The organism is Gimesia fumaroli, from assembly GCF_007754425.1.
Taxonomy (GTDB): domain Bacteria; phylum Planctomycetota; class Planctomycetia; order Planctomycetales; family Planctomycetaceae; genus Gimesia; species Gimesia fumaroli.
On the sequence record NZ_CP037452.1, the window covers coordinates 1,024,745 to 1,046,898 of the forward strand.

Below are 22,154 nucleotides of genomic sequence, written 5' to 3' on the forward strand. Positions count from 1 at the left end.
TGAGAGTTGAAAATTAATCCGGAACCGTCGCCATCGATCCGATTGAATATTTCGGCACAATAAATCCGGCCCAGATCGCCAGCAGACTGAAATTCAATAAAACATGCATCAAATGATCGGACATCCCCAGTATATGAAAAGCAAGAAACGACGCTGTTACCGAGATCAAAGCCAGCCAGAGAATCATTTTCCAGAGCTCTGTCGGGTCGGCGCTTCTTCGCCGCAAAAATGTTTTCAGTCGCAACGTCATCCAGATCAAAACCGGGATCAACACCACCTGAATTACTGCCCCTCCGATGTCCAGAGGCGTATTCTCTGTCTCGCTTGACGCAAAGCAGCTGCGCCCCCCGATCAGTGAGACGATCAGGAGTACGCCGGTCAGCATCCGCAATTCACGAATCCAGTTCTGAACCGGGCTCACGCGATGAGTGGGACAGGCATTGATCAACAGATAAGGTCCGAGCAAAGCCAGTACAAACGCCAGACAACCCAGCGGCTGCAGTGCAAACAGCCACATGGACGTGACGGCACCTTTCGCAGCTTGTGGGGAATCAATGGGCAAATACGCGGCAACCGCGGCCCACGCCAGTAACAGCGGCAGCCAGAAATAACTGTTGAGTAACAACGCCGCCGAAGAATTCTGTCGTCGTTCCGTCAACGCCAGACTGATTTCGCCGGCAATCTGCAGCAAGGTAACCAGTCCCAGAATTATCAACGATGCAAACGAGCCAGACACCATGAAAGCCCCGGCAGGCAATCGGGAATGAAAGGGCGAAAGCAGGATCGCCAGTTGAGGAATAATACCGATCGACAGCAGACAACAGCAGAGCGAAAAAAACAGCAGTCCACGCTGTGCCGACTTTTGCAGGTGACGCTGTCCCCAGGCAATACGCCGCATTGAATCGAACAGACGCGTTTTCAGATTCCGTGGTTCGTCCGTAAAAGCGGATTCTGCCAGGATGAGTGAAGCGAATAGCAACACAGCCAACAGTATCAACGACATCGCGATCAGCATCAGGACAGCTCCTCTGTCTCTGGGGGCCGCTCCGTTAATCCGGCATCGTTGAGGTTAACCGCAGGAAAATCAGGCAGCGGTGAGTCGATGGTTTCCACAGTCGGCTTAGGAAACGACAACATGCCCGAGCAGACTGCCATACCCCAGATCAAAACCAGTGCCCCCACCAGAGTGCCTGTCACAGGATGACGCCAGGACGCTGTTTGCATGCTGATCCCCAGCACCAATAACAGCGTTGGCACGACAATCAACGCCGCCGTGAAATTCCAGTGCAGTTTGCGTGCTGCATCAGGAATCGAGTCCACGACATTCGTCTCTTCAGGTTGATGGGACGTCGATTCTGGTTCAGAGTCAGTCCGAAAGCCGACTTTGATCGCAAACCACACCAACAGTGAGCAGCAGACAGCGGTCAGAAGATAAATCAGAAAGGCAAACCATTCCATGGCGGACTTTCAAGGGAGTGATTGTGTATAATGTCATGTCAGGGTTGGCATACTGCATCAGAGCAAATTTTAAGTGAATTCGCTTCTGCTGCGAAGTGACTGCATGCCTGCAAATCTTTCAATTGAGGAAAAGTAATGGCCGCTGATGCTTTACAGGATTCCATTCCGATAGAAAAATTACGAAATCTGGGACCGAAGAGCGCTCACTGGCTGCAACAGGTCGGAATTCGGACCTGTGGTGATCTCAAGCAGACTGGTGCCGTTGCCGCGTATCTGCTGGTGAAGCAGCAACAGACGCGGTGCAGTCTGAATTTGCTCTATGCTTTACAGGGAGCACTGACCGGTGTTCACTGGAATCAACTGACTGAGAAAACCAGACAACAGCTCAGGGCAGAAGCCCGTAGTGAGTAGAAACAAAAGACGATGTCCCCAGAACCCCGCACGCTGATTTTTGTCTATGGAACCTTAAAACGCGGCTTCTGCCGTTCCCATCATCTGGCAGATCAGATCTTTCTCGAAGCAGCACACACGATTCCCGGCTACACGATGTACGATTGCGGCGAGTATCCAGGTCTTGTGATTGATCCCGCAGATGGAGTCAGCATACAGGGAGAATTGTGGAGCGTCGACGGAGCGGGTATCGCGCGTCTCGATGAAGTCGAAGGCGTTTCCGAAAACTGGTTTTCGCGCCAGAAAATCGAACTGCAGCATCCTGCCGTTTCGAAAACGGTACACGCCTATTACTTTGCAGGCGACGTCACACGTTTGCCCGTTTACGGCGACAATTGGATCAAAGAAACATAAAACTCAGATTGAGAGGGTTGTTATTGCAGATCCAGTTTCCAAAAATAAGTCATCATTCATTCATGAACAACGTCGATCCCGCAGGCCAGCTGGAAGTAGCATATGGCGAGAGAGAATGCGAGCAATTTCAAAATACCGGAACGAAGCAAGCCATTGTAGGGGCTGGTCTATGTGCCAGCCCGCCGAACGACGTGCAATCCTAAAATACTCTTGGAATGGAACCGGAAATAAACGAAGTTCCTTAACTTACAAAATCAGATCGAACCCGCATCGAAAGAGGGAGCAAGCCATGTCTGCACAAACTGCCGCCAGAAGAAGCCTGTCGTACGCGTCCCTGCAGGAAATTATCGACGACGCCACGCGACTGACCGAAGCAGACGCACCCACAACTGGTGGCTGGTCTAAAGGGCAGATCTTCGAACATCTGGCCCGCTTGATGGATCGTTCGCTCGATGGCTTTGATTTCGGTGTGGCCTGGCCCATTCGTCTGATTGGCAAATATTACTTCAAGCAGCGCATCTTCAAGCACGGCATGGACCCCGGCTTTCAATTGAAGGGAGACTCTAAAAAAGCACTTGGCCCGGATCTGGTCGAAGATCAGGCCGGTCTGGAGCATTTGAAAAATGTGGTCCACCGTCTGGAAACAGAAAGTCAGCGCTGCGCCAGCCCTGTATTCGGCGAATTAACCTGCGACGAATGGAACCTGCTGCATCGCCGACACGCTGAACTGCACATGAGTTTCATTGCCGAACCGGAAACACCTTGATCGAAAAGACATCTCCGATTGGGAATGCCTGTCAGTAGTCGAACGAATCAAACCTTCCTATAATGCCGCTCTGAATGTCAGAGCTGATTGTTCCGAGATCAACAGGAAAAAGGTGTGAGATGTCAGACACAGAGGCAGTCAAAGTAGTCATCGTCGGTGGAGTCGCTGGCGGCGCAAGTGCGGCAGCACGGGCACGACGCTGTCATGAAGCAGCCGAGATCATTCTGTTCGAGAAAGATGAATACGTTTCGTTTGCCAACTGTGGTCTGCCCTATTATATCGGCGAGGAAATTGCCGAACGCAACAAGCTGCTCGTCGCGACCCCTGAACTCTTCAAAAATCGCTTCAACATTGATGTCCGCACCCGACATCTGGTGCAGTCGATCAATCAGGAACAGAAAACGGTTTCGGTTCTCAATCAGGAAACCGGCGCGCGATCAGAAGAAACCTGGGATCGCCTGATTCTCTCGATGGGCGCTGCACCGCTGGTCCCCCCGCTGTCGGGCATTGATGCCGGCAATGTCTTCACGCTGCGCAACTTGAATGACGCCGACACGATTAAAGAATATATCAAACAGCACCACTGTCAGCGCGCGGTTGTCGTTGGTGCCGGCTTTATCGGCCTGGAAATGGTCGAACAACTGCACCGCCTGAAGATCGAAACCGAACTGGTGGAACTACAACCGCAGGTCCTGCCCCCACTGGACCCCGAAATGGCGCGGCTCGTTCAAAATGAACTGACAGCGCACGACGTCAAAGTGCACCTCGGCACCGCCGTCGAAGCCGTGAACGTGGAAAATTCTAAAGCGGTCGGTGTCAATCTCGACAACGGAACTTCGATTGCAGCGGACATCGTGATTCTGGGAATCGGCGTGGCCCCCGCCATCGAACTGGCGAAAGCCGCCGGCATTGAGATCGGCAACGGTGGCGGGATTGCCGTCAATGAATTCATGCAGACCTCGCATCCCCATATCTACGCGGTCGGCGATGCCGTCGAATACATGCACGGCGTGTTGGAACAGCCCCAGCGTATCCCTCTCGCTGGTCCCGCGAATCGCGCGGGCCGTATTTCCGGGCAGCACGCCGTTACATCCAGTGCGCATGCGATGATCGCACCGATGGGAACCGCCATTGTTCGTGTCTTTGGTCTGACGGCTGCAGTCACGGGCCTCAGTAAAAAAACAGTCGAACGGTGCCAGCGCAAAAACCGTTCGGTGATCGTCATTCATAAACATCATGCGGGTTACTTCCCGGGCGCTGAATCTCTGTTTTTCAAATTGACGTATGACCCGGAAACCGGACAGATCTTAGGCGCGCAGGCCGTCGGCAAAGAAGGCGTTGATAAACGCATCGATGTCATCGCCACCGCCTTAAAATTTAAAGGCACCATCCGCGACCTCGCCGGTCTTGATCTGGCTTACGCACCTCCTTTCGGTTCAGCCAAAGACCCGATACACATGGCCGCCTTCGTCGCCGGTAACGATCTCGATCAGTTGACCCCCATCATCGAAGTCGACGCCGACCTCTCCAGCTATCAGATTCTCGATGTCCGTTCTCAAAAGGAAGTCGATACATTCTGCTTCCCCGAGATCACCCACATCCCCGTCGACGAACTTCGTAGTCGCCTGCACGAACTGGATGTATCCCAGCCGATCATCACCGTCTGCCATACCGGATTGCGGGCATACGTCGCCGCCCGCATTTTGAAACAGTCCGGCTTCGAAAACGTCCAGAACCTCACCGGCGGCATGCTCATGCAACGCCACGCTCGCCCGGAATTGTTCGAATAAATCAGTCACGCCCGATTCAAAACTAGTTCCCGTGTGCTACTGTCATCTTGCCCGACAGTTCGCGAAAATATCTGTGCCATAGGCATAATACAATAAAACTGAGCGGTACGGCGATAGCTGCGGTTATTCTTTACCAGATTCAACGTTGACGACGAATCCCGTGATGAGTTCAGGCAGGGAAATGATATTCAGGGACCATAGCTGGTAAAGGCGACCATGAAAATTAGAATGGAAGCGAAATAAATCAAAACTCCCACTATTAATGTCAGTATATTGTGTAATGTTGAGCGTTCATGTTTGCAAAGAAAAATAAGAAAGAGAACCGGGAAGATATAAGCTGTGTAAAGGGTGAGTGTCATAAACAGAAATGCGTTAAAGATATTGGTATCGCTTCTTATATTTCCAAAACGGATCTGCAGGCACATGATGGCGGCAAAGATAACTTGAAGCCAGATCAGGGATCGGATATTTAGACGAGATTTGATTTTCTCTTTTGAGATCAAAACAATAGCCCCTCGTCTGAAATCGTTTTGTTCCACGGTCTGCGGCTCTGACAGTGAATGAAAGAAATGTTTGTTCTGTTTAATGTAGGGCTGCGATATGTGGCAGCCCGCGGAATCAATATTGTCTGTGTGTCGCAGATGGAAAAATTCGTATAATACAGGATGAAAGAATCAATCAATGAACCAGTCATTCGTTCTTGGATTTGTAGCGGGTGTGGTAATGATGATCTGTTTGTCTTTTCTGTTTCGTTTACTACTACCGTGGCGTCGCGCATTACTGTGTAACTCCCACGTCAGCATCCTTCAAATCATTGCCATTCGTTTACGAGGGCATCCCCCCGATTTATTGATAGATGCTTTAGTAAAATTGAGAATGAACGACAAAACCGAAATTAGTATACAGCAGATCGAACGGTGTTATATTAAGAACAGACAAGCCAATATGGATGCTGACACACTCGTCGCACTGGTTGAACAGGAAGTGCAGGGCGACAAGTAAGTATTTAATCTTCATATGCCGACGTCGCAGAACACCAACTCACTCACCCAGCGCTTTCAAAACCGCTTTCGCATTTGCCCGGCCGCCGTGCGTCATGCTGATTTTCGCATATTTGATCTTACCATCTTTGCCGATCACGAACGTGGACGGATACGCGGTCTCACGTTTGGCATCCCACCGCAGATGGTAGGCGTTCGTGAATGTGTAATCCGGATCAATCAGAAACTGAAAATGGTCCGGCAGACTCTGGTTGCGAATGAATTCATCGGCCCGTTTTACCAGTTCTTTTGATGGGCCGGGATAGACCATGATCACCGTTGCATTCGCCGTCTTCAGTTTCGCGGCATTCGCTATGAACTGTCCCACCTGTCGCGTACAGACAGGGCATTGATAACCCGGATATCCCCGCAGCACCAGCAGCACAACAGGACCTTTTTTCAACTGATCCGAAAGCTTGATCTTCTGCCCCTTCAGGTTCGGTAGCTCAAAATCTCTGGCCTTGTCTCCTACGGCAGGTTTTGCAGAATCTTTCGCTGCATGTACTTCCGCGTTGAGCATCAATATTGAAAGGACCAGTGAGAAAAGGAAAAAACGCCCTACGGTTTTGATCGTAAGCATGAGAGTGGCTCCTGAGGATGAATCAACATCGAGAAAGACGAGAATGCGGTTTACTGAACTGGAATTCGCATTCATATCATAACAATCCACGCCGGCCTGGCAGCATGAATTCTGAAAATTCAATCAGGGTCGAGGATCACGGGCCGATCGTTCTCTGAATCACGCTGGCGATTTCTAAACCGGTGCCCCGCCAAAATGATCCGTCTGTAACGCGGTGATGACGCGTTCCACCTGGGAATCAAAGGTCGTCTGATCCGTTTCCCAGCCTTTGAAATCCGCGGCCACGCGATCGCAGAGTGCCTGTTTATTTTGATGCTCCCAGTGATCGAACAGATGCTGATCCAGGTTCAGGGGGAGCAGAGAACGGATGACGTCGGTATCGCGTTTATATTGCCGATCTTCATTCTCAAGTGCGATTTCAATTTCCTGATTCACCCAGTCGCTGGTCAGAGAATGTTTCGACGCACACAGCAGCACCTTATCCCAGATTTTGAGTCCCCGATCAGTGGGAGTGCTCGCTCCGGCAAGCGACTGCTTCTCATCCAGCCAGCAGCGAATTCCCCGCGCTTGCAATGTTTCATATAATTTCAGTGCGAATGCTTTGTCTTCCGGGCTGAAACAGATAAAGCAGGAAGAGCATTCCGATGTCGTATCTGAAAACGTGTCGGGAAAACGGGCAATCAGGTCGTCCGGAAGCCCACAGCCACGCAGAAATTCAACTGGGATCTTCCCTTTGGAATTCAGGATCGTATTGACGCCCAGAGAACTCGGCCCCCAATGAATGACCGTCTCCAGTTCCACGGCACGGGATAAATCGACTTCGACCCAGAGCGTATTTCGCGAGTGGGCACCGTTAAAGATGGCCTGTCTTAAATTCGCCCGATGCAGATTGGCCCAGCTCAAATCGGTGCCACTCAAATCGGCAAAGCAGAGGTCCGCCTGCTCCAGATTCGCACCGACCAGATTCGCACCCACGAGATCCGCGCCGCTCAAGTCAGCACCGACTAAATTGGCACCACTCAAATCCGCGCCCACCAGATTCGTCTCGGTCAGGTCGGCTCCTCTGAGATCCGCGCCACTCAGGTCCGGTTTGACATCGGTATTCTCAGTCCGCCAGCGATCAATGGCCACAGCGCCGGAGTTAAACACTTCCACATACTCAGAATTCGCCACAGCTACTCTCCCCGGACCAAATGAAAATCAAAATCGGCTCCCATTCTGACAACGTACCCCAATTCATGCAATTGCCTGCATGACCGATCTGCCAACTAAGTTGATACCATGTTGGTGAGATTTCTTTCAAAAGCTGTGAAAGTTCCGCACAGATTCGCCTTTACGGTTAATTTGTACCGAATTCTGTTTGCATCCCTGCCCGACAATATTTCTTCTGGTGCCCCGGCTATCATTCCAAAGTCCCCTTCTGGGGCAGATCGGTCGCAGGCACCTACGAAGAAACGGAATGAGTGAGCCAGCAAGCCCGTTCGTGTGCTTTCGTGTTTTTCGTGGTAGAAAAACATGAAGCCGATCTCTGGTCCCGGTTTAGAGCAGGACACCAATTCCGTTGTCTTCAAGCCCCATGATTTCTCGCCAGCGGGCTTCGATCATCGCCGTGTAAATATACATATCGACGCCGTAGTTTCCTAAGGCATAGCAGTCATTCACTTCCACCAGCAGGGTTTCACCAGTAGAAGTGATTCCCCAGTCCATACTGCAGGCGATGGGGCAGTTTTCGAATGCGTCCAGAGCCGCCTGCATCCGAGCCGGGTCGGGGAACGCCAGCGGATCGCCTTGATAATTCGCAACCGTTTTGATGCGTCCACGAAAGAGATACGCCCGCCACTCCGAGACAAATTCGACCACTTCCTGCACCAGGACTTCCGTCGCACCATCAACCGTTGCAGAGGGAATCAGGTCGCGGAATTCCTTGAAAACAGTTCCCGTGAATCGTTTGTGTTCGTGCAGAGGCTTCACGTGGACTGGTTGTGTAGGCACTTCTTTCTCGAACGGCTGACGCACCTCATCCAGAGTGGATGTCCAGTGCTTACGACCAATCCACGGCTCCAGACAGTCCGGCAGTTCCTGTAAATCAGGCAGAGATCGGTTCGCCCGTTTGATCGCTTCACGTATGGTTCCCACGCCGCCCGCAACAATCGTTTCATCAGGATACGTCAGGAGTCCACGATCCAGAGCCCCTTCACAGAGTTCAGGGTAATCGAAGCGCAGCATCTCATAACCCCGTTCCCAGAAGGTATACGCAATCCGTTCCAGATTCAGATAATTCGGATCACCTTTCTGTCCCTGTTGCACGTAAGCACGCATTGTGAACTCCCGTAAGTTTCAATACTCTGTAATGGTTAAAGCCCCGATCAAATGACAAGGACAAACTTTAGCATCCTTCCATCTTGAATGACAAACACCGATTCCTGATAAGAAAGCATGACACAAGACAATCAAACAGGTTCAACAGACCAATTTCGTGTGTTTTCGTGCTTTTCGTGGTAGAAACCAATATTCTAAATAACTTACTCGATTTCAATTGAGAAACCTCATGACAAACGATTTGAAAATCGATCCAATAACAGCATCCGATTCGGAAATCGGTCGTTGGCTTTGGGGACTCGAAGAGGTCCGCAAACGCACGCTCCGCCTCGTCAGCGATAGCGATCAACGGTTACTCGACTGGCGGGGTGCGGATGGCGGCGAGAATTCCATCGGCTCATTGCTTTATCATATCGCGATTGTTGAAATGTCATGGCTCTATCTCGATCTTCTGCAGCAGGAATTTCCACCCGAAGTCAGCGAATTGTTTCCGATTCCGATGGCGGACGAAGCCGGCAAAGTCAGTCACGTGGTCGGTATGTCTCTCGCAGATCACATCCAGCGGCTCAAGGCGACGCGGGAAATCGCACTTTCGATTTTTCAAAAAATGGATTGCGATGAATGGCGGCGGCTCAGGCCTCCCGTGAATGATCAACCTTACGAGGCCACACCCGAATGGGCGGTCTTCCATCTCATTGAGCACGAGGCAGGGCACGCGTTTCAAATCTCCTCCCTCAAGGCACGCTGGAATCGCTTTGCGAAATGACTTCGTCACGACATTGATCCCGCCTCAGTTCTTGATGTGCATTGGAAGTTTCTTTTGCCACATTGATTTCTACTGTGAAAACTGTTAGTACAGTAGCCAGTGAGCGCGCAGTGAATCATCTTGTTTCGAGTGGATAATCTATGGAAGCGATGACGCCGAAAGATCAGTTTCTGCAAAGCCTGGACCGGTGCATGGAAAATGAAGACTTCATTCCCGCGTTTTATGATCGGTTTCTGTCAACATCCGAGGAAATCCGTGATAAGTTCCGTCATACGAATTTTGAGCAGCAGAACAAGATGCTGCTGCGCTCACTCAAATTAGCAGCCGGCGCCACCGCCGGCGATCCCGATTCACTGAAAGAACTCCGCGAACGCGCCCGCACGCACGACCGAGACCATCTGGATATTGAGCCCCCACTATACGATGTCTGGCTGGATGCGGTCATCGAAACAGTGCAAGAGTTCGACGAAGAATGGGACGAAACCGTTGAGAATACCTGGCGCACCATCCTCGGCTACGTCATCAGCTATATGGTCAAGCGGTACTGAAGACTGGATTTATCGAGTCAGCCTATTGCGATAGCGTGCGCCACTGTTGGCTTGCCAACAGTGATTGGGAAACCTCTCAATCAACAGAGAGAAGTAGGGGTAGACCCATGTGTCTACCCGCGGTCTCGACGTGAATTGTGTGGATTGTGTGGATTGTGTGGATTTGCGAACGATTTCACTGGTTTCTTTGTAATCGTGATACGGGATTGAATTTCGCCAGACGGGCTGACACATGGGTCAGTCGCTACAATTTACTTTAAACTTCATTCTTTTTTTGTAGTAGCAAAACCTCACAAAGGCCAGTCGGCTCCGATGCACTCGCGTTGAATCGCCGTCAGTTGTTGTATTCCCAATGTTGCCAGTTCCAGTTGGGCGTCCAGCATGCCTCGGTTAAAGGTCTGGCCTTCTGCGGTTCCCTGGACTTCGACGAATTCGCTGCTGCCCGTCATTACCACGTTCATATCCACGCCGGCGGTGCTGTCTTCAATGTAATCCAGGTCGAGCACCGGCTCACCACTCACAACACCCACACTCACCGCAGCCACACTGTCAGAAAATACCTTTTTCGGATCGAAGATTTCTCCTTCGGCCAGTTGGCACGTTTCGGGAATCGCCAGCACCGTATCCAGCAGCGCCATAAAGCCGCCGGTGATACTCAGCGTCCGCGTGCCTCCGTCGGCTTGCAGCACATCGCAGTCCACGGTAATCGTGCGTGGTCCCAGAGCTGCGAAATCAACCACCGCCCGTAAACTGCGGCCGATCAGTCGTTGAATCTCACTCGAACGTCCGTCTGGCTTTCTTCGTTTTCGGGGAGACGTACTGCCGGGTAGCATGTTGTATTCTGCCGTCACCCAGCCGCTCGGGTTTTCATCGTGTTTCTTCCAGGGGGGCACGCTGTCATCCAGACTGGCCGTACACAGCACCACCGTATCGCCGGCGGAAATCAGGATGCTGCCCGGGGTGGCTTTGGTGTATCCCCGTTCGACTTTGATGGGGCGAAGTTGATCGTTCTGGCGGGAATCGTGACGCATGGTGCTGTCCTAAATTCTATTGAGTCAATTAGTTATCTGTGTTGAACCGATTTTTCGTCAAAGTTACCACGCTTTGACCGTGCATTTCAATGCAAGACCTCACGCTTTCTATTAAGATAGAGATCATTGTCCGTTCTCGTTTATTTCAGGAACCGTATTCGTGCTGATCTCAGAAATCTTTCATTCTCCACAAGGCGAAGGCAAATGGATCGGGGTTCCCTCGATTTTCATTCGCACCAGCGGCTGTAATCTCCGCTGCTGGTTCTGTGACACGCCTTACACCTCCTGGAACCCGGAGGGAGAGAAGATGTCGGTCGATGCGATCATGGAACACATCGAACAATACGATTGTGAACACGTCGTAGTTACTGGCGGCGAGCCGATGATCAGTCACGAAATCGAATCCCTCACGCTCCGCCTGCATACCGCCGGTAAGGTCATCACCATCGAAACCGCGGGCACGATTCTGGCAGACGTCCACGCCGACCTGATGTCGATCAGCCCCAAACTCTCGAATTCGATCCCTGTCAAAGACCCGGATTGGGCGCATCGCCACGATGCCCGACGCGATCAGCCGACCGTCATTCATGAATTGATCAAACGCCATCCCTATCAGATTAAATTCGTCGTCGACCGTCGCGAAGACGTCAGCGAGATTGAGGATTATCTGATCCGCTACCCGGAAATCAACCGCGAACAGGTCTACCTGATGCCACAAGGCACCACGGCCGAGATGCTGGCCGAACGTATGCCCTGGATCGAAGAGGTCGCCAAACAACTGGGCTGTCAGGTCACGCGGCGGATGCACATTGAACTCTGGGGCAACGTGCGGGGAAAATAATCTGGGTATCTCAATCCGTGCGAAGAAACTCAGCCGTGAAAGATCGCGGCTCTCGCCTGTTGAATGCGTTCGACCGCCGCTTCGGACGTCTCCGCCAGCACCGTCAGGTGCCCCATCTTGCGACCAACTCGCGATTCCCGTTTGCCGTAGAGATGCACTTTTACATCGGGGAACTGTCGCAACGCACTCCAGTCGGGCGGCCCCGCTTCCCAGTGATCGCCCAGCAGATTCGCCATCGCGGCCGGCTTCAGTGATGCCGTCGAACCCAAAGGTAACCCGCAAATCGCCCGCACCTGTTGTTCGAACTGACACGACACATGCCCGTCGATTGTCAGGTGCCCCGAATTATGGGGCCGCGGTGCGATCTCGTTGAGCATCAACCGCTGGCCGGCGGTCAGAAAGAACTCCACGCACAATACGCCCACCACATCCAGATGCTCGAACACGGCCCGCGTGATTTCTACCGCTTCTTTGTTGACCGCGTCACCCAGACCAGAGGGAAAGACCGAAATGTCAAGAATATGATTCGCATGGTCGTTCTTCATCGGCCCGTAGAACGCGAATTCACCATCCAGTCCACGGACGCCAACGACGGAAATTTCGCACGTGTAATCGATAAACGCTTCCAGAATCGTTTCGTCTGCGCCGACTTCCTGCCACGCGGCTTCCGCTTCATCGGGCGAATCGATCTTCACCTGCCCCTTGCCGTCATAGCCGGAGGTGGCCGACTTCAACACGGCGGGAGTACCTAACTCCTCAATCGCCGCGTGCAACTCGTCTACCGAACGCACGACCGCGAACGGCGTCACTGGGATTCCCGCGTCTCTCAATTCCGACTTTTCGCGAATCCGGTTCTGTGCGACGTGTAACACATTCGCCCCCGGTCGCACGGGGGCATACTTCGATGCCGTTTCCGTCGTCTCCGAAAGGACGTTCTCAAACTCGAACGAAATCACATCCACCTTTTTCGCGAACTGCGCGACGGCGTCAAGGTCATCATACTCGCCACAGATTTCGAGATCCGCAACTTGACCCGTGGGCGTATCAGTCTCGGGCGAGAACACGTGCACGTAATAACCCAGGCGGCGGGCTTCGATGGCAAACATCCGACCCAACTGGCCGCTGCCCAGCATACCCAGCGTGGCGCCGGGGGCGATCAACTTACTCATAATTCGGAATTATCCAGTACGGTGTCGGTCTGATTTTGACAGAAATCGTGCATCTGTTTTCGCAATTCGGGACGGGAATTACCGAGAATACGAATCGCCAATAGGGCCGCGTTCTTCGCCCCCGATTCTCCAATCGCCAGCGTTCCCACCGGCACGCCTCCCGGCATCTGCACGATCGAGAGCAGCGAATCCAGTCCCTGCAGCGCCCGGCTTTTGACCGGCACACCCAGTACGGGCAGCACTGTCTGCGAGGCGACCATGCCCGGCAGATGGGCGGCACCGCCGGCGCCTGCGATGATCACTTCCAGCCCCCGTGCTTCCGCCTCTTTGGCGTATTCGTTCATCCAGTCGGGAGTCCGATGTGCCGAGACTACGCGGCACTCATGTGCGACGCCAAACTGTTCCAGGATCGCAGCCGCCTCTTTCATCGTATCCCAGTCGGATTGACTTCCCATGATCACGCCCACCAGCGGGGGACTTTTGTCTGACATAATGGAACTTTCCTGTTTGAGGCGATTGGCACCGCAGGGCGGCGATTTCTAAGGTATCTTGTGTTATTTCCGTTCGAGGTGGTCCCGATAATAATCAATTTGCTTACCTGATTGGAGTCTGCCATCCCCTTTTTTTGCAGGCTGCTCCCGACAAGTGCGTGTTCGTTTGACTTTCCGGGGGTTCTGGTCTAGTGTGAGGGACGATTTATTCATTCCCAGATGTGACAATATGAAAGGATCTTCTTATGGCACGCCCTGTAACATTATTCACCGGACAATGGGCCGACCTCCCGTTGGAAGAGATGTGTAAGAAAGCCCAGGACTTCGGCTATGACGGCTTGGAACTTGCCTGCTGGGGAGACCATTTCGAAGTCGACAAAGCGCTCTCCGACGACACCTATTGTAACCGCAAACGGGAACTGCTCGAAAAATATGACCTGCAACTCTTTTCGATCTCCAATCACCTCGTCGGTCAGGCCGTGCTCGATATCATCGACGAACGCCACAAAGCCATCCTGCCCGAATACGTCTGGGGGGACGGCGATCCCGCCGGCGTCAACGAACGGGCGATGGAAGAAATGAAGAACACGGCCCGCGCCGCACAGAAGCTCGGCGTCAGTGTCGTTAACGGCTTCACCGGTTCCAGCATCTGGCACTTGCTTTACGACTTCCCACCCACGCCGCGGGAAATGTACGACGCCGGCTACCAGTTGCTCGCCGACCGCTGGAATCCGATTCTCGACGTCTTCCAGGAATGCGGCATCAAGTTTGCCCTTGAAGTCCATCCCACGGAAATCGCGTTCGACATCTATTCCGCAGAAGCCTCACTGAAGGCCCTCGACCACCGCGAAGAGTTCGGCTTCAATTTCGACCCCAGTCACCTCATCTGGCAGGGCGTTGACCCTGTCGAATTCATCCGTTACTTCCCCGATCGTATTTATCATGCTCACATGAAAGATGCTTCGGTCACACTCAATGGTCGGACCGGAATTCTGACGAGCCACCTGCCGTTCGGCGATCAACGCAGAGGTTGGGACTTCCGCAGCGTCGGACGAGGCGGCGTGCGATTCGAAGAAATCATCCGCGCCTTGAACGACATCGGTTACGGCGGCCCGCTCTCCATTGAATGGGAAGACATGGGCATGAACCGTGATCAAGGTGCCCGCGAAGCCTGCCAGTTCACTAAGAACGTTGACTTCGCCCCCTCCGACATCGCCTTTGACGGCGCCTTCGGAGACTGAAACAGAGCTTCGGTAGAGATCTGCCAAAACAAACAGGGAGAGCGAATTCGTTCTCCCTGTTTGCCTGCGCAGCGTGAAATTATCAGGTGGCTCTGTTAGCTCATCGGATAGCACTTTTGGTTTGCCCTACAGTGTTGAGAAATCGTCACTATCCTTGAGCGGCACAGCACCAGCCGCCGTTTTTACCAACAGCGGGGAAACGAAAAACAAATTCTACCGAATCGCCACTCACACTCCGAGATGAACATTGCCTACTTTAGGAACTGCGGTTTCCGATTCTACAAATTCAGGTAGAATGGTTTCATCGTAACTTCCCATCAATTGTTCGACTCTCTTTCACCGTTGCAGGAAAGGTTGCCAAATAATGGTTCAGGCTTTCGCTCACAACATAGCCCGTCTCCTGTTCATCATTCCCTTGGGAATCATGCTGGCGCTATCGACGGTTGCCACTTGTCATGCAGAGGATCAACAGGCGGGAAGCATTTACGGCCAATTAACCAACGTGCGCGGCCATACAATTCACACCGGCCATGCGGTCGTCTTTCTCTGTGATGCGAAAAGTGGGATCCCTCTTTCTCCGGAAACACGCAAGGTCATCGATCTCGACTCGGGGGCGGCGATTCGCTTTGATCAATATTGGCACGCGGTGACCGGCGATACCGGCGGCTTTCAATTCAAGAATGTCCCCGTCGGCACCTATCGGCTGGTGGCCCAGTCGTGGGCCGGGATCTCGGGAATGCCCCGCGCATTTCCCAAATCGAACCGAAACGACCCGGGTAATGAGCCGAGCTCGCTGATCATCCTGCATGGCACAGCCGAGTCGGTCGTAGTTAAAGCGAATGAGAAGACGGTGGCCTATCCACGACAGTGGGGCGAAGAGACATTACGCATCGACACCGACCCGGCGGAGTCAGGCAACTTTCTGTTGATCAGCAAATATCCCCCACTGGGTGAAGGGATACTGGGGCCGACTGGCTGGGGGCAGAAGTTTATCGCCGGCGTCGTTGGTGTAACGAGAATGGAAGACACGCAGGTCACGCTCATCGGCTTGCCCAAAGAAGGAGCGATTCATGTTTCGTTATTCAACTACGACAACAGCCCCGGCATAGGCGGTCATTCGTTCGACCTCAAATCCAACCAGCCGTCGACACTGCCAATCTACGCAGCATGGAGCAACGGTAAATATGAGCCGCCCCCACGACTGGAAAAACTGACGCGGTTCCTGGAAGAAAACAAAGTAGATGTAAAACAGTTGACCGGCTACGATCCCCAGAACGGACTGAGAAAAAGCTTGGCGCATGTGTGGAACACCGCTTCCAATCAGGTAGACGTACCCGGCTACGGCAAAGCCACTGTGATGGATCTACTGGCCGCAGAACGATTCGCAAGGCTCAAAAAATATCACCGGGAACGCGGCCAGCTCCGTTCCAATAAACCAGCCCCAGCAATTCCCGCAGACGATGTCCCCGCCGATCAGAAATAAAAAACAACGCCCCTCGCGCGTCGTGTGACGCTGCTGTCGTTTGTCTCTCTCAACGTGTGGCACTTGTTGGTGGGGGGCACTGTTGGCTTGCCCAACAGTGATGAGAAATCGCCCACAACCCTGAGCGGCAAAGCGCTAGCTGCCGGTAAAACCAAAGATCATGTATACCGTAAACCATTTCATTTCAGCGCTCTTTTTTCGATCACGAAAAACACGAAATCACACGAAAAGCAATCCAACATGTAAGCGGCACGGCGCCAGCCGCCGTTTTATTACCGCCACGAAAACGAAAACCAAATTCTACCGAATCGCCACTCACACCCCGAGATGAAAACTGGTAAGCTGATTGCATGAGCAGGCATTTAAAATGCAGAGAATTGCATATTGATCCTGGAATGTCACTTCCGTGTCAGGGCCATCATTTCAAATACTTTGGAATGATCTGCCGATTGAAAGTAAGTTGAGAAACTATGAATGATCACCTTCAGATCGAGATTGAAGTACTTGGGGTAAATCAGTTGCAGAATTATTTTCCCGATGATTCCTTTTTCTCTTTTCATTCCATGCGCTTTGGTCATCGTGTAGAGGGGAAAACTGATCAGATTCGCTCGGGGCAGCAGATTTCGGCAATGGAGAAAAAGGAAATTCTCGAATCACTTGAACTTTCGGTGCTAAGGATCTGTTTTGTTAACCACAGCACAACGTCTCAAGAACTGGTTGTTCCAGGAGGTGCGTTTCGACCAGAGCTAGTCAGGCCGATGATTTTGGATCACGCTGGGCAATCGATCGAGGGAAGACGAATCTTTCGGGGAAAATATAGACTTGAAGATCCGGTTACGTATGAAATTCAAGCAAACGATCAATTGTGTTTTGACCTGGTGGGACAAATCTATAAGGACAAACTGATCTATCCTTCTTACGAGTATGAGTTGCGGCGTGGGAAGAGAAATTATTTTCAGATACGATTTCTAGGCATGCTATCGAATCAGGTGGAGTGGTTGTTTACTTAAGGGGAGATAAATAAAGGTTCCAGGAATCCAAAAACTGGGTCTAAACAAATTAGGCTGCAGCAATGGAAACAGACGCCTGCAAAATATGTTACGAATTCAGCGGCTAGCGCCGAGCCGCTCAGGATTTGGACGCGAATTGTTTTTGAATTTTGATATTTTCTGCCACAAAAAACTTGAAAGCACACGAACTGGTTCTGGTTGCGTTACCGTTTTCGTACTTTTCGTGTCCTCCGTGGTAGAAAATACAGATTCCAGGAATCAAAATCACCCCGGTTCCATCGGCATCTCCAGTTGGAGTACGCCAAGCCGAGCCGAACGGACTTTTTTCTTGTACGCCGGGGCAGCGATTTGTATGGTATATGAACACATTGATCCTGGTCCCCAGCGCTGGAGGGTGAGAGCAAATGGCAGAGACTCCCGAGGAAGTGGAAGATGTGTTCCTGAATTTTCTGGGTGATGATCCCAAGTCACCCAGGCAGATTCGGACGCAGATGACGAAGCAGATCGCTAAGGACAAGAAGTCGGCCAAAGCCTGGACGGCGCGTGCTTGGGCGCATTTTGAGTTGGATGATTTCGACGATGCTGTCGCTGATGCTTCGAAGGCGATTGCCCTCTGTCCCGAGTCCTATCTTCCCTGGTACGTGCGCGGCGCGTCGTACTTTTGCACCGGGCAGACGGACGAAGCGGAAGCGGATTTGACCGAAGCAATTCGTCTGGCGGACAGTGTCAAACTGTTTCTGGAAGACGCCTATCGGTATCGCGGCGGGATTCGCTGTGATGACAAACGGACCGAAGAAGCGATTCAAGATTTGAACAAGTGTCTGAAAATACGCCCGGATGATTCGCAAGCGTACGGGTTTCGCGGCATCGCGTATTGTCGAAAACAGAACTATCGCAAAGCGATTCAGGACTTCGAAAAGGCGATTTCGCTGGCAGACGATTATCCGTTTCCCATGTCAGCACTGGCCTGGCTTCTGGCGACCTGCCCCGATAAGAAAATTCGCGATGGCGATCGCGCTTTGGAGTTAGCCGAACTGGCGAATGACCTTTCGGGAAACGAACACCTCGATGACCTGGCGGTGGCATATGCGGAAGTCGGCGACTTTAAAAATGCAGTGAAAACTCAGAAACGCGCGATCAAGCAGTGCCAGGACCCCAAGGAAAAAACCAAGTTCGAGAAACGCCTCAAACTGTTTGAATCCGGTCAGCCCCACCATGCGCTGTGGGGTGAGTAAGCAGCAAATCAAAGTTCCAGTGATTGAAACAGATGGCTGCGACAGATGTCTCGAAAACGGCGACTGGTGCCGGGCCGCTCACAAATCAAAGCCATTCACTTTTCACTGTTGGGCAAGCCAACACAGTGCCTACACGCTGAAAGATTCTGGTAGTGAAGCATGAATTCACTGACCTGTCTCAATCAGTGCTTTTCTCAGCACTTAATCCTTAACTCCTGTGATAAATCTGTTTAAGCTTTATGAACGGTGTGTTTTTCTTATCATGGAATCGCCTGAATTTATACCACTTTGAGTTTTTTGTCTGGGGCATCAAATGAAATCGGTTTCGCTGTTACTGTTGAACGTTCTGTTGTTGTGTCTGTTATTGACGGGGGCAGCTGAGGCGCAAGGGCTTTCTCATCCGCGTACGTTGTACAAACAGGTTCACTACTGGCCGGCGACTGTGGTGGCCCGGCCGTTACCAGGCGAGGGGGAGGCAGAAGTCGTTCGTGTGGTTAAAGACCTGTCCGGGAAGTTGAAAACCGGCGACAAAATTCTGATTGGCAAGTCGGTTGGTACGAAAGCCGATTCACTGCAACTGGTGGTTACCAGCAGTCTCAAGCCGGACGCCCAATGGTATTTACCCTTTGGAATTTCTCCCGAGGGAATCTCTGAAGCCGTCGTGGAGTATGTGACGGATTTTCCGGAAAAGGGCGCCGATTTTGAGGACCAGTTTCAGTATCAGCTGAAATACCTGGAACACGCCGATCCGGTGATTGCCAACGATGCGTTGTTGCAACTCTTCGCAGGTTCCCTGCCGGATGGAAAAACGAAACTGGAATATCTCAAAGAGCACGCCGATCAACTTCCGGCTGAGAAATTACGAAAGTGGGTCGCCGATCAATCGATTCCGTCACAGCGCCGTGATCCCTATAAATTGTTGTTCTCTTTTTGTGGAACGCCTGACGATGCTTCGTTGCTCAAACCGACCGCGAAGGACGATATCTCGGCAATGGGAGTCGCTGCCTGGCTGATTTTGTCAGGCACTAAAGGATTGACTTATCTGGATCAACAGCTGATTGGAAATCGTGAGACGCCTCCGGTTCAACTGATGAAGATCAGTGCTGCACTGCCGACGGTTCATCGACTCGATGATGCGATTCCGCTGGAAGCGCTCTGGAAAACGAATCGGTTGATACTGGAAAGACCGAGTGCCGCCGCCTTTGCCATCATTACGGGCAGTGCCCTCGGCGACTGGTCGCTTTTGGATCAACTGATGCAGTTATTTGAAACATTGAGCGAGCAGGAAAAAAAGAATCCGATTGCCAAGTCGATTGATGATCAGTTAAACGACCAGATCAAGAACGACTGGAAAGGGTTACTGGGCACTCCTTCCGACGGGGGAGAATGGTTGACGAACCTGGGCCGCGACCTGACGCACCGAAAAATCAGACCGCGGGGCACAAAACAGGAGCCGACGGAAGAGTATAACACTCCCGTCGCTCGTGAATTTATTGTGGTGTATATGCTCAGTTGCGTGAACTCGGACAAAATGAAAAATGCGGAAAACCTTCCCGAGCCGACGAAACTGCAACTGCTCAAAGCGCGCAGTTATCTCAAACATATCAAAGACATCGATCCGAAACTGGTTGCACGGGTCGAGTCGAAACACAATTTTTAAGTGCGTCAGCTTCTATCAGATCGAACACTCTCTAAAACACCGAATATCGATATCAGCAAGGAATATTAATGAGCACTCTGGAACAACGTCTGGAAAATCTGGAACGACGAAATTCACAGTTGCAGGCTGTCATTTGCCTGATCCTCATTCTGGCGGTTCTCGCCTGGTTTTATGAAGTCTCTCTTCGCGATGCACTCGCTTCGCAGGTGACATCCAAAGATGAGGTCGCCCCAATCGTACAAACGCGGCTGCTGCAGGTGGTTGATGAATCGGGAAAAGTCGTCTGGGAAGCAGGTGCTTCAGAGCAGGGGGGCGATATGACGATTTTCAATCAAAAGCAGCAGCCAGTCTATCGTGCAGAAGCCAACAGCGATGGTTGTACGGTGCAGTTGAATTCCCCGGACGGTTATGTGCGCGCTCTGCTGGCAAGTCGCGCGGAGGATGGCGGAATTTCCATTCTCAACGATAAGGCCAAACCGATTGTCATGCTGTATGGCTATAAATCTGCAGGAAACGTGATGATTCAGGGGAAGGAGAAATCAGATCAGGTGCATCTGAGGCCGAAACAAGACGAGGAGAGTAAATAAGACGGTCCTGCTTTATGTTTCGAAACCGGTGGCTGTCGCCGAACCGCTCACAGAGCGGACTTTTTTCGTGTAGTTTTGTGAATTTCGTGGTAGAAAAATACGGTGAGATGCTCTCTTAGCATTATTGGGGGCGAGCCAAGAGTGCCATCTGTCAAAAATGAAGCTAAGTTCCTTTAAGCCTGAACGACTCGCGCACTTCCATCACTCAGGCAGCAGCAGTTTCGCTCCGGGTTGGATTGTCACTTTCTCAACATGGCCTGTTCTCAGATTTCCACTTTGCGAATCTTTAAAGAGCAGATGCATGTGGACTGAAGTACCAGGGTGAGTGATGTTGCCGACGGCATCTTTGGCAAAGACGCCGACCAGTTTGCCGCTGACTTTGGGCAGGTTTGCTTCATAAGGTCGTTTGTCTTTGGGGAGTACCTCTTTGCGCATACGGGCTCGTAATGGGCAGGCGCCGTTGATGACATGGAACTGGACACTTTGAAAATCGCCTTTGATCACGAACAGAAACGGCTGATCCGTTTTCAGTCCCGCTTGATTCGCGGTCTGTTCGATCAGTGAATTGAGATCGTCCGAGGGAACCGTTTTCGTGAGCGGGTGCTCTGACCAGTTTTTCACATAGGCGCCGACCAGCAGGGCGGCTTGTGTTTTTGACGACAGTTTTTCCGGACTGAGTGCACTGTCCGGCTTGACTTTCGTGAGCGTGACCCTGCCATCAAAAATCGTTGCTTCGCCTGCCAGCGATTCCAACGCACCCACGCCATAGAAGTGTGGTTTCTTAATCAGTTCCTCAAAGTTGACGCGGCCCTGATGCTGCTGTTGGCCGATGACTTCATGCATCTTGCCGTACTGGACGAAGTTGGGTGAATCCGTCTCTTCAGCAATCAGTCCTGTGAGGCCGCCAATTGTTGCTGCGAAAAATACAAAACAGCTGACAAGTGTTGGACGATTCATCTCAAATTCTCCTGAATGATCTGACGCAAGTGTATAATTCCATCTCAATCGATAGTGTTATTATACGCCGCTCATTTCATGAAGAACAGCAGGAGAATTGCATGAGGAGAATGCGTTGCCGGAATGCAAAACTCGGTTGTGCGTGAGAATTTGCTAATGTTGAACGGTTTACTTCCGAAGCGACAAAGAAACAAGGGACCTGAGACTTCTTCTCAGGCCCCTGTCGTTCAGGGACTAATACCAGCGATCTGGATGATCTGAATCCGTTCAGAGCCAGTTGGCTCGCCTGCTCCTTCTTGCCTGATACAAGTGATTGTCAGGAAAATATGATTTCCTACCGACAAAAACGAGGAAAAAAATCAACAACGGGAAAATTAA

The 22,154-nt window shown here is 51.8% G+C and carries 23 protein-coding genes; 14 read left to right on the forward strand and 9 right to left on the reverse strand.

The features are described from left to right. Positions 1 to 13: 13 nt before the first annotated feature. On the reverse strand, positions 14 to 1,015 hold the full coding sequence (locus Enr17x_RS03955) for a hypothetical protein (RefSeq protein WP_145306091.1): 1,002 nt from the start codon (positions 1,013 to 1,015) through the stop codon (positions 14 to 16). Beyond that, complete coding sequence (locus Enr17x_RS03960) at positions 1,015 to 1,458, reverse strand: hypothetical protein (RefSeq protein WP_145306092.1); 444 nt, start codon at positions 1,456 to 1,458, stop codon at positions 1,015 to 1,017. The genes Enr17x_RS03955 and Enr17x_RS03960 overlap by 1 nt, the downstream gene beginning before the upstream one ends. A gap of 135 nt (positions 1,459 to 1,593) precedes the next feature. On the opposite strand from Enr17x_RS03960, the gene Enr17x_RS03965 reads away from it, so the two are divergent. The 6 genes from Enr17x_RS03965 (at position 1,594) to Enr17x_RS03990 (ending at position 5,820) form a co-directional block, all read left to right on the forward strand. Then, positions 1,594 to 1,869, forward strand: a complete 276-nt coding sequence (locus Enr17x_RS03965; RefSeq protein WP_198000957.1) for a TfoX/Sxy family protein — start codon at positions 1,594 to 1,596, stop codon at positions 1,867 to 1,869. A 12-nt stretch (positions 1,870 to 1,881) separates the two neighbouring features. Beyond that, entirely contained in the window at positions 1,882 to 2,262 is a 381-nt protein-coding gene (locus Enr17x_RS03970; RefSeq protein WP_145306094.1) for a gamma-glutamylcyclotransferase family protein, read from the forward strand. 289 nt (positions 2,263 to 2,551) lie between these two features. After that, a complete protein-coding gene (locus Enr17x_RS29445; RefSeq protein WP_198000958.1) occupies positions 2,552 to 3,028 on the forward strand; it encodes a DUF1569 domain-containing protein in 477 nt (158 codons plus the stop codon). Positions 3,029 to 3,147: 119 nt separating this feature from the next. Then, positions 3,148 to 4,818 carry an FAD-dependent oxidoreductase gene (locus Enr17x_RS03980; protein ID WP_145306099.1) on the forward strand — a complete coding sequence of 557 codons (1,671 nt, stop codon included), beginning with the start codon at positions 3,148 to 3,150 and terminating at the stop codon, positions 4,816 to 4,818. A 293-nt stretch (positions 4,819 to 5,111) separates the two neighbouring features. Beyond that, positions 5,112 to 5,291, forward strand: coding sequence for a hypothetical protein (locus tag Enr17x_RS03985; RefSeq protein WP_145306101.1), 180 nt, complete (start codon positions 5,112 to 5,114; stop codon positions 5,289 to 5,291). A 208-nt stretch (positions 5,292 to 5,499) separates the two neighbouring features. Next, entirely contained in the window at positions 5,500 to 5,820 is a 321-nt protein-coding gene (locus Enr17x_RS03990) for a hypothetical protein (RefSeq protein ID WP_145306103.1), read from the forward strand. 39 nt (positions 5,821 to 5,859) lie between these two features. On the opposite strand, the gene Enr17x_RS03995 is transcribed toward Enr17x_RS03990, so the two are convergent. From Enr17x_RS03995 to Enr17x_RS04005, 3 genes are all read right to left on the reverse strand, one after another. Further along, on the reverse strand, positions 5,860 to 6,438 hold the full coding sequence (locus tag Enr17x_RS03995) for a peroxiredoxin family protein (protein WP_145306106.1): 579 nt from the start codon (positions 6,436 to 6,438) through the stop codon (positions 5,860 to 5,862). Between the two features lie 174 nt (positions 6,439 to 6,612). Then, positions 6,613 to 7,611 carry a toll/interleukin-1 receptor domain-containing protein gene (locus Enr17x_RS04000; protein WP_145306108.1) on the reverse strand — a complete coding sequence of 333 codons (999 nt, stop codon included), beginning with the start codon at positions 7,609 to 7,611 and terminating at the stop codon, positions 6,613 to 6,615. Positions 7,612 to 7,977: 366 nt separating this feature from the next. Next, positions 7,978 to 8,757, reverse strand: a complete 780-nt coding sequence (locus tag Enr17x_RS04005) for an ATP-grasp domain-containing protein (RefSeq protein ID WP_145306110.1) — start codon at positions 8,755 to 8,757, stop codon at positions 7,978 to 7,980. A gap of 229 nt (positions 8,758 to 8,986) precedes the next feature. On the opposite strand from Enr17x_RS04005, the gene Enr17x_RS04010 reads away from it, so the two are divergent. Together Enr17x_RS04010 and Enr17x_RS04015 are read left to right on the forward strand one after the other, a co-directional pair. Next, entirely contained in the window at positions 8,987 to 9,523 is a 537-nt protein-coding gene (locus tag Enr17x_RS04010; RefSeq protein WP_145306112.1) for a DinB family protein, read from the forward strand. Positions 9,524 to 9,663: 140 nt separating this feature from the next. After that, on the forward strand, positions 9,664 to 10,071 hold the full coding sequence (locus Enr17x_RS04015) for a globin (protein ID WP_145306114.1): 408 nt from the start codon (positions 9,664 to 9,666) through the stop codon (positions 10,069 to 10,071). 290 nt (positions 10,072 to 10,361) lie between these two features. Here the strand turns inward: Enr17x_RS04015 and rph are convergent, their stop codons facing one another. Continuing rightward, positions 10,362 to 11,102, reverse strand: coding sequence for a ribonuclease PH (gene rph / locus Enr17x_RS04020; RefSeq protein ID WP_145306115.1), 741 nt, complete (start codon positions 11,100 to 11,102; stop codon positions 10,362 to 10,364). A 160-nt stretch (positions 11,103 to 11,262) separates the two neighbouring features. Here rph and Enr17x_RS04025 point away from each other — a divergent pair, with 160 nt between their 5' ends. Beyond that, the gene (locus Enr17x_RS04025; RefSeq protein ID WP_145306117.1) at positions 11,263 to 11,943 is read left to right on the forward strand and encodes a 7-carboxy-7-deazaguanine synthase QueE; all 681 of its coding nucleotides are present in this window, start codon (positions 11,263 to 11,265) and stop codon (positions 11,941 to 11,943) included. A gap of 29 nt (positions 11,944 to 11,972) precedes the next feature. Here the strand turns inward: Enr17x_RS04025 and Enr17x_RS04030 are convergent, their stop codons facing one another. Together Enr17x_RS04030 and purE are read right to left on the reverse strand one after the other, a co-directional pair. After that, positions 11,973 to 13,112, reverse strand: a complete 1,140-nt coding sequence (locus Enr17x_RS04030; protein ID WP_145306119.1) for a 5-(carboxyamino)imidazole ribonucleotide synthase — start codon at positions 13,110 to 13,112, stop codon at positions 11,973 to 11,975. Beyond that, positions 13,109 to 13,603 (reverse strand): 5-(carboxyamino)imidazole ribonucleotide mutase, encoded by a 495-nt coding sequence (purE, locus tag Enr17x_RS04035; protein ID WP_145306121.1) that lies wholly within the window; start codon positions 13,601 to 13,603, stop codon positions 13,109 to 13,111. The genes Enr17x_RS04030 and purE overlap by 4 nt, the downstream gene beginning before the upstream one ends. Positions 13,604 to 13,848: 245 nt before the next feature. On the opposite strand from purE, the gene Enr17x_RS04040 reads away from it, so the two are divergent. The 5 genes from Enr17x_RS04040 (at position 13,849) to Enr17x_RS04060 (ending at position 20,819) form a co-directional block, all read left to right on the forward strand. Further along, the gene (locus Enr17x_RS04040; RefSeq protein WP_145306123.1) at positions 13,849 to 14,844 is read left to right on the forward strand and encodes a sugar phosphate isomerase/epimerase family protein; all 996 of its coding nucleotides are present in this window, start codon (positions 13,849 to 13,851) and stop codon (positions 14,842 to 14,844) included. 364 nt (positions 14,845 to 15,208) lie between these two features. Beyond that, a complete protein-coding gene (locus tag Enr17x_RS04045) occupies positions 15,209 to 16,327 on the forward strand; it encodes a carboxypeptidase-like regulatory domain-containing protein (RefSeq protein WP_145306125.1) in 1,119 nt (372 codons plus the stop codon). Positions 16,328 to 17,741: 1,414 nt separating this feature from the next. Further along, positions 17,742 to 18,572, forward strand: coding sequence for a tetratricopeptide repeat protein (locus tag Enr17x_RS04050; protein ID WP_145306127.1), 831 nt, complete (start codon positions 17,742 to 17,744; stop codon positions 18,570 to 18,572). 313 nt (positions 18,573 to 18,885) lie between these two features. Next, positions 18,886 to 20,232 carry a hypothetical protein gene (locus tag Enr17x_RS04055; RefSeq protein WP_145306129.1) on the forward strand — a complete coding sequence of 449 codons (1,347 nt, stop codon included), beginning with the start codon at positions 18,886 to 18,888 and terminating at the stop codon, positions 20,230 to 20,232. A gap of 68 nt (positions 20,233 to 20,300) precedes the next feature. Continuing rightward, positions 20,301 to 20,819: a hypothetical protein gene (locus tag Enr17x_RS04060; RefSeq protein WP_145306130.1), complete on the forward strand. Its 519-nt coding sequence runs from the start codon at positions 20,301 to 20,303 to the stop codon at positions 20,817 to 20,819. Positions 20,820 to 21,020: 201 nt separating this feature from the next. On the opposite strand, the gene Enr17x_RS04065 is transcribed toward Enr17x_RS04060, so the two are convergent. Then, the gene (locus tag Enr17x_RS04065) at positions 21,021 to 21,776 is read right to left on the reverse strand and encodes an acetolactate decarboxylase (RefSeq protein WP_145306132.1); all 756 of its coding nucleotides are present in this window, start codon (positions 21,774 to 21,776) and stop codon (positions 21,021 to 21,023) included. Between the last annotated feature and the right edge of the window lie 378 nt (positions 21,777 to 22,154).

Excerpts from the sequence above, each read along its gene's own strand:
- Enr17x_RS03960 (WP_145306092.1), bottom strand. The coding sequence starts at position 1,458 with ATGGAATGGTTTGCCTTTCTGATTTATCTTCTGACCGCTGTCTGCTGC.
- Enr17x_RS03955 (WP_145306091.1), bottom strand. The coding sequence starts at position 1,015 with ATGCTGATCGCGATGTCGTTGATACTGTTGGCTGTGTTGCTATTCGCT.
- purE (WP_145306121.1), bottom strand. The coding sequence starts at position 13,603 with ATGTCAGACAAAAGTCCCCCGCTGGTGGGCGTGATCATGGGAAGTCAA.
- Enr17x_RS04055 (WP_145306129.1), top strand. The coding sequence starts at position 18,886 with ATGAAATCGGTTTCGCTGTTACTGTTGAACGTTCTGTTGTTGTGTCTG.
- Enr17x_RS04010 (WP_145306112.1), top strand. The coding sequence starts at position 8,987 with ATGACAAACGATTTGAAAATCGATCCAATAACAGCATCCGATTCGGAA.
- Enr17x_RS04060 (WP_145306130.1), top strand. The coding sequence starts at position 20,301 with ATGAGCACTCTGGAACAACGTCTGGAAAATCTGGAACGACGAAATTCA.
- Enr17x_RS03995 (WP_145306106.1), bottom strand. The coding sequence starts at position 6,438 with ATGCTTACGATCAAAACCGTAGGGCGTTTTTTCCTTTTCTCACTGGTC.
- Enr17x_RS03980 (WP_145306099.1), top strand. The coding sequence starts at position 3,148 with ATGTCAGACACAGAGGCAGTCAAAGTAGTCATCGTCGGTGGAGTCGCT.
- Enr17x_RS03965 (WP_198000957.1), top strand. The coding sequence starts at position 1,594 with ATGGCCGCTGATGCTTTACAGGATTCCATTCCGATAGAAAAATTACGA.
- rph (WP_145306115.1), bottom strand. The coding sequence starts at position 11,102 with ATGCGTCACGATTCCCGCCAGAACGATCAACTTCGCCCCATCAAAGTC.
- Enr17x_RS03970 (WP_145306094.1), top strand. The coding sequence starts at position 1,882 with ATGTCCCCAGAACCCCGCACGCTGATTTTTGTCTATGGAACCTTAAAA.
- Enr17x_RS04040 (WP_145306123.1), top strand. The coding sequence starts at position 13,849 with ATGGCACGCCCTGTAACATTATTCACCGGACAATGGGCCGACCTCCCG.
- Enr17x_RS03990 (WP_145306103.1), top strand. The coding sequence starts at position 5,500 with ATGAACCAGTCATTCGTTCTTGGATTTGTAGCGGGTGTGGTAATGATG.
- Enr17x_RS04030 (WP_145306119.1), bottom strand. The coding sequence starts at position 13,112 with ATGAGTAAGTTGATCGCCCCCGGCGCCACGCTGGGTATGCTGGGCAGC.
- Enr17x_RS04065 (WP_145306132.1), bottom strand. The coding sequence starts at position 21,776 with ATGAATCGTCCAACACTTGTCAGCTGTTTTGTATTTTTCGCAGCAACA.
- Enr17x_RS04050 (WP_145306127.1), top strand. The coding sequence starts at position 17,742 with ATGGCAGAGACTCCCGAGGAAGTGGAAGATGTGTTCCTGAATTTTCTG.
- Enr17x_RS04015 (WP_145306114.1), top strand. The coding sequence starts at position 9,664 with ATGGAAGCGATGACGCCGAAAGATCAGTTTCTGCAAAGCCTGGACCGG.
- Enr17x_RS03985 (WP_145306101.1), top strand. The coding sequence starts at position 5,112 with ATGTTTGCAAAGAAAAATAAGAAAGAGAACCGGGAAGATATAAGCTGT.
- Enr17x_RS29445 (WP_198000958.1), top strand. The coding sequence starts at position 2,552 with ATGTCTGCACAAACTGCCGCCAGAAGAAGCCTGTCGTACGCGTCCCTG.
- Enr17x_RS04045 (WP_145306125.1), top strand. The coding sequence starts at position 15,209 with ATGGTTCAGGCTTTCGCTCACAACATAGCCCGTCTCCTGTTCATCATT.
- Enr17x_RS04005 (WP_145306110.1), bottom strand. The coding sequence starts at position 8,757 with ATGCGTGCTTACGTGCAACAGGGACAGAAAGGTGATCCGAATTATCTG.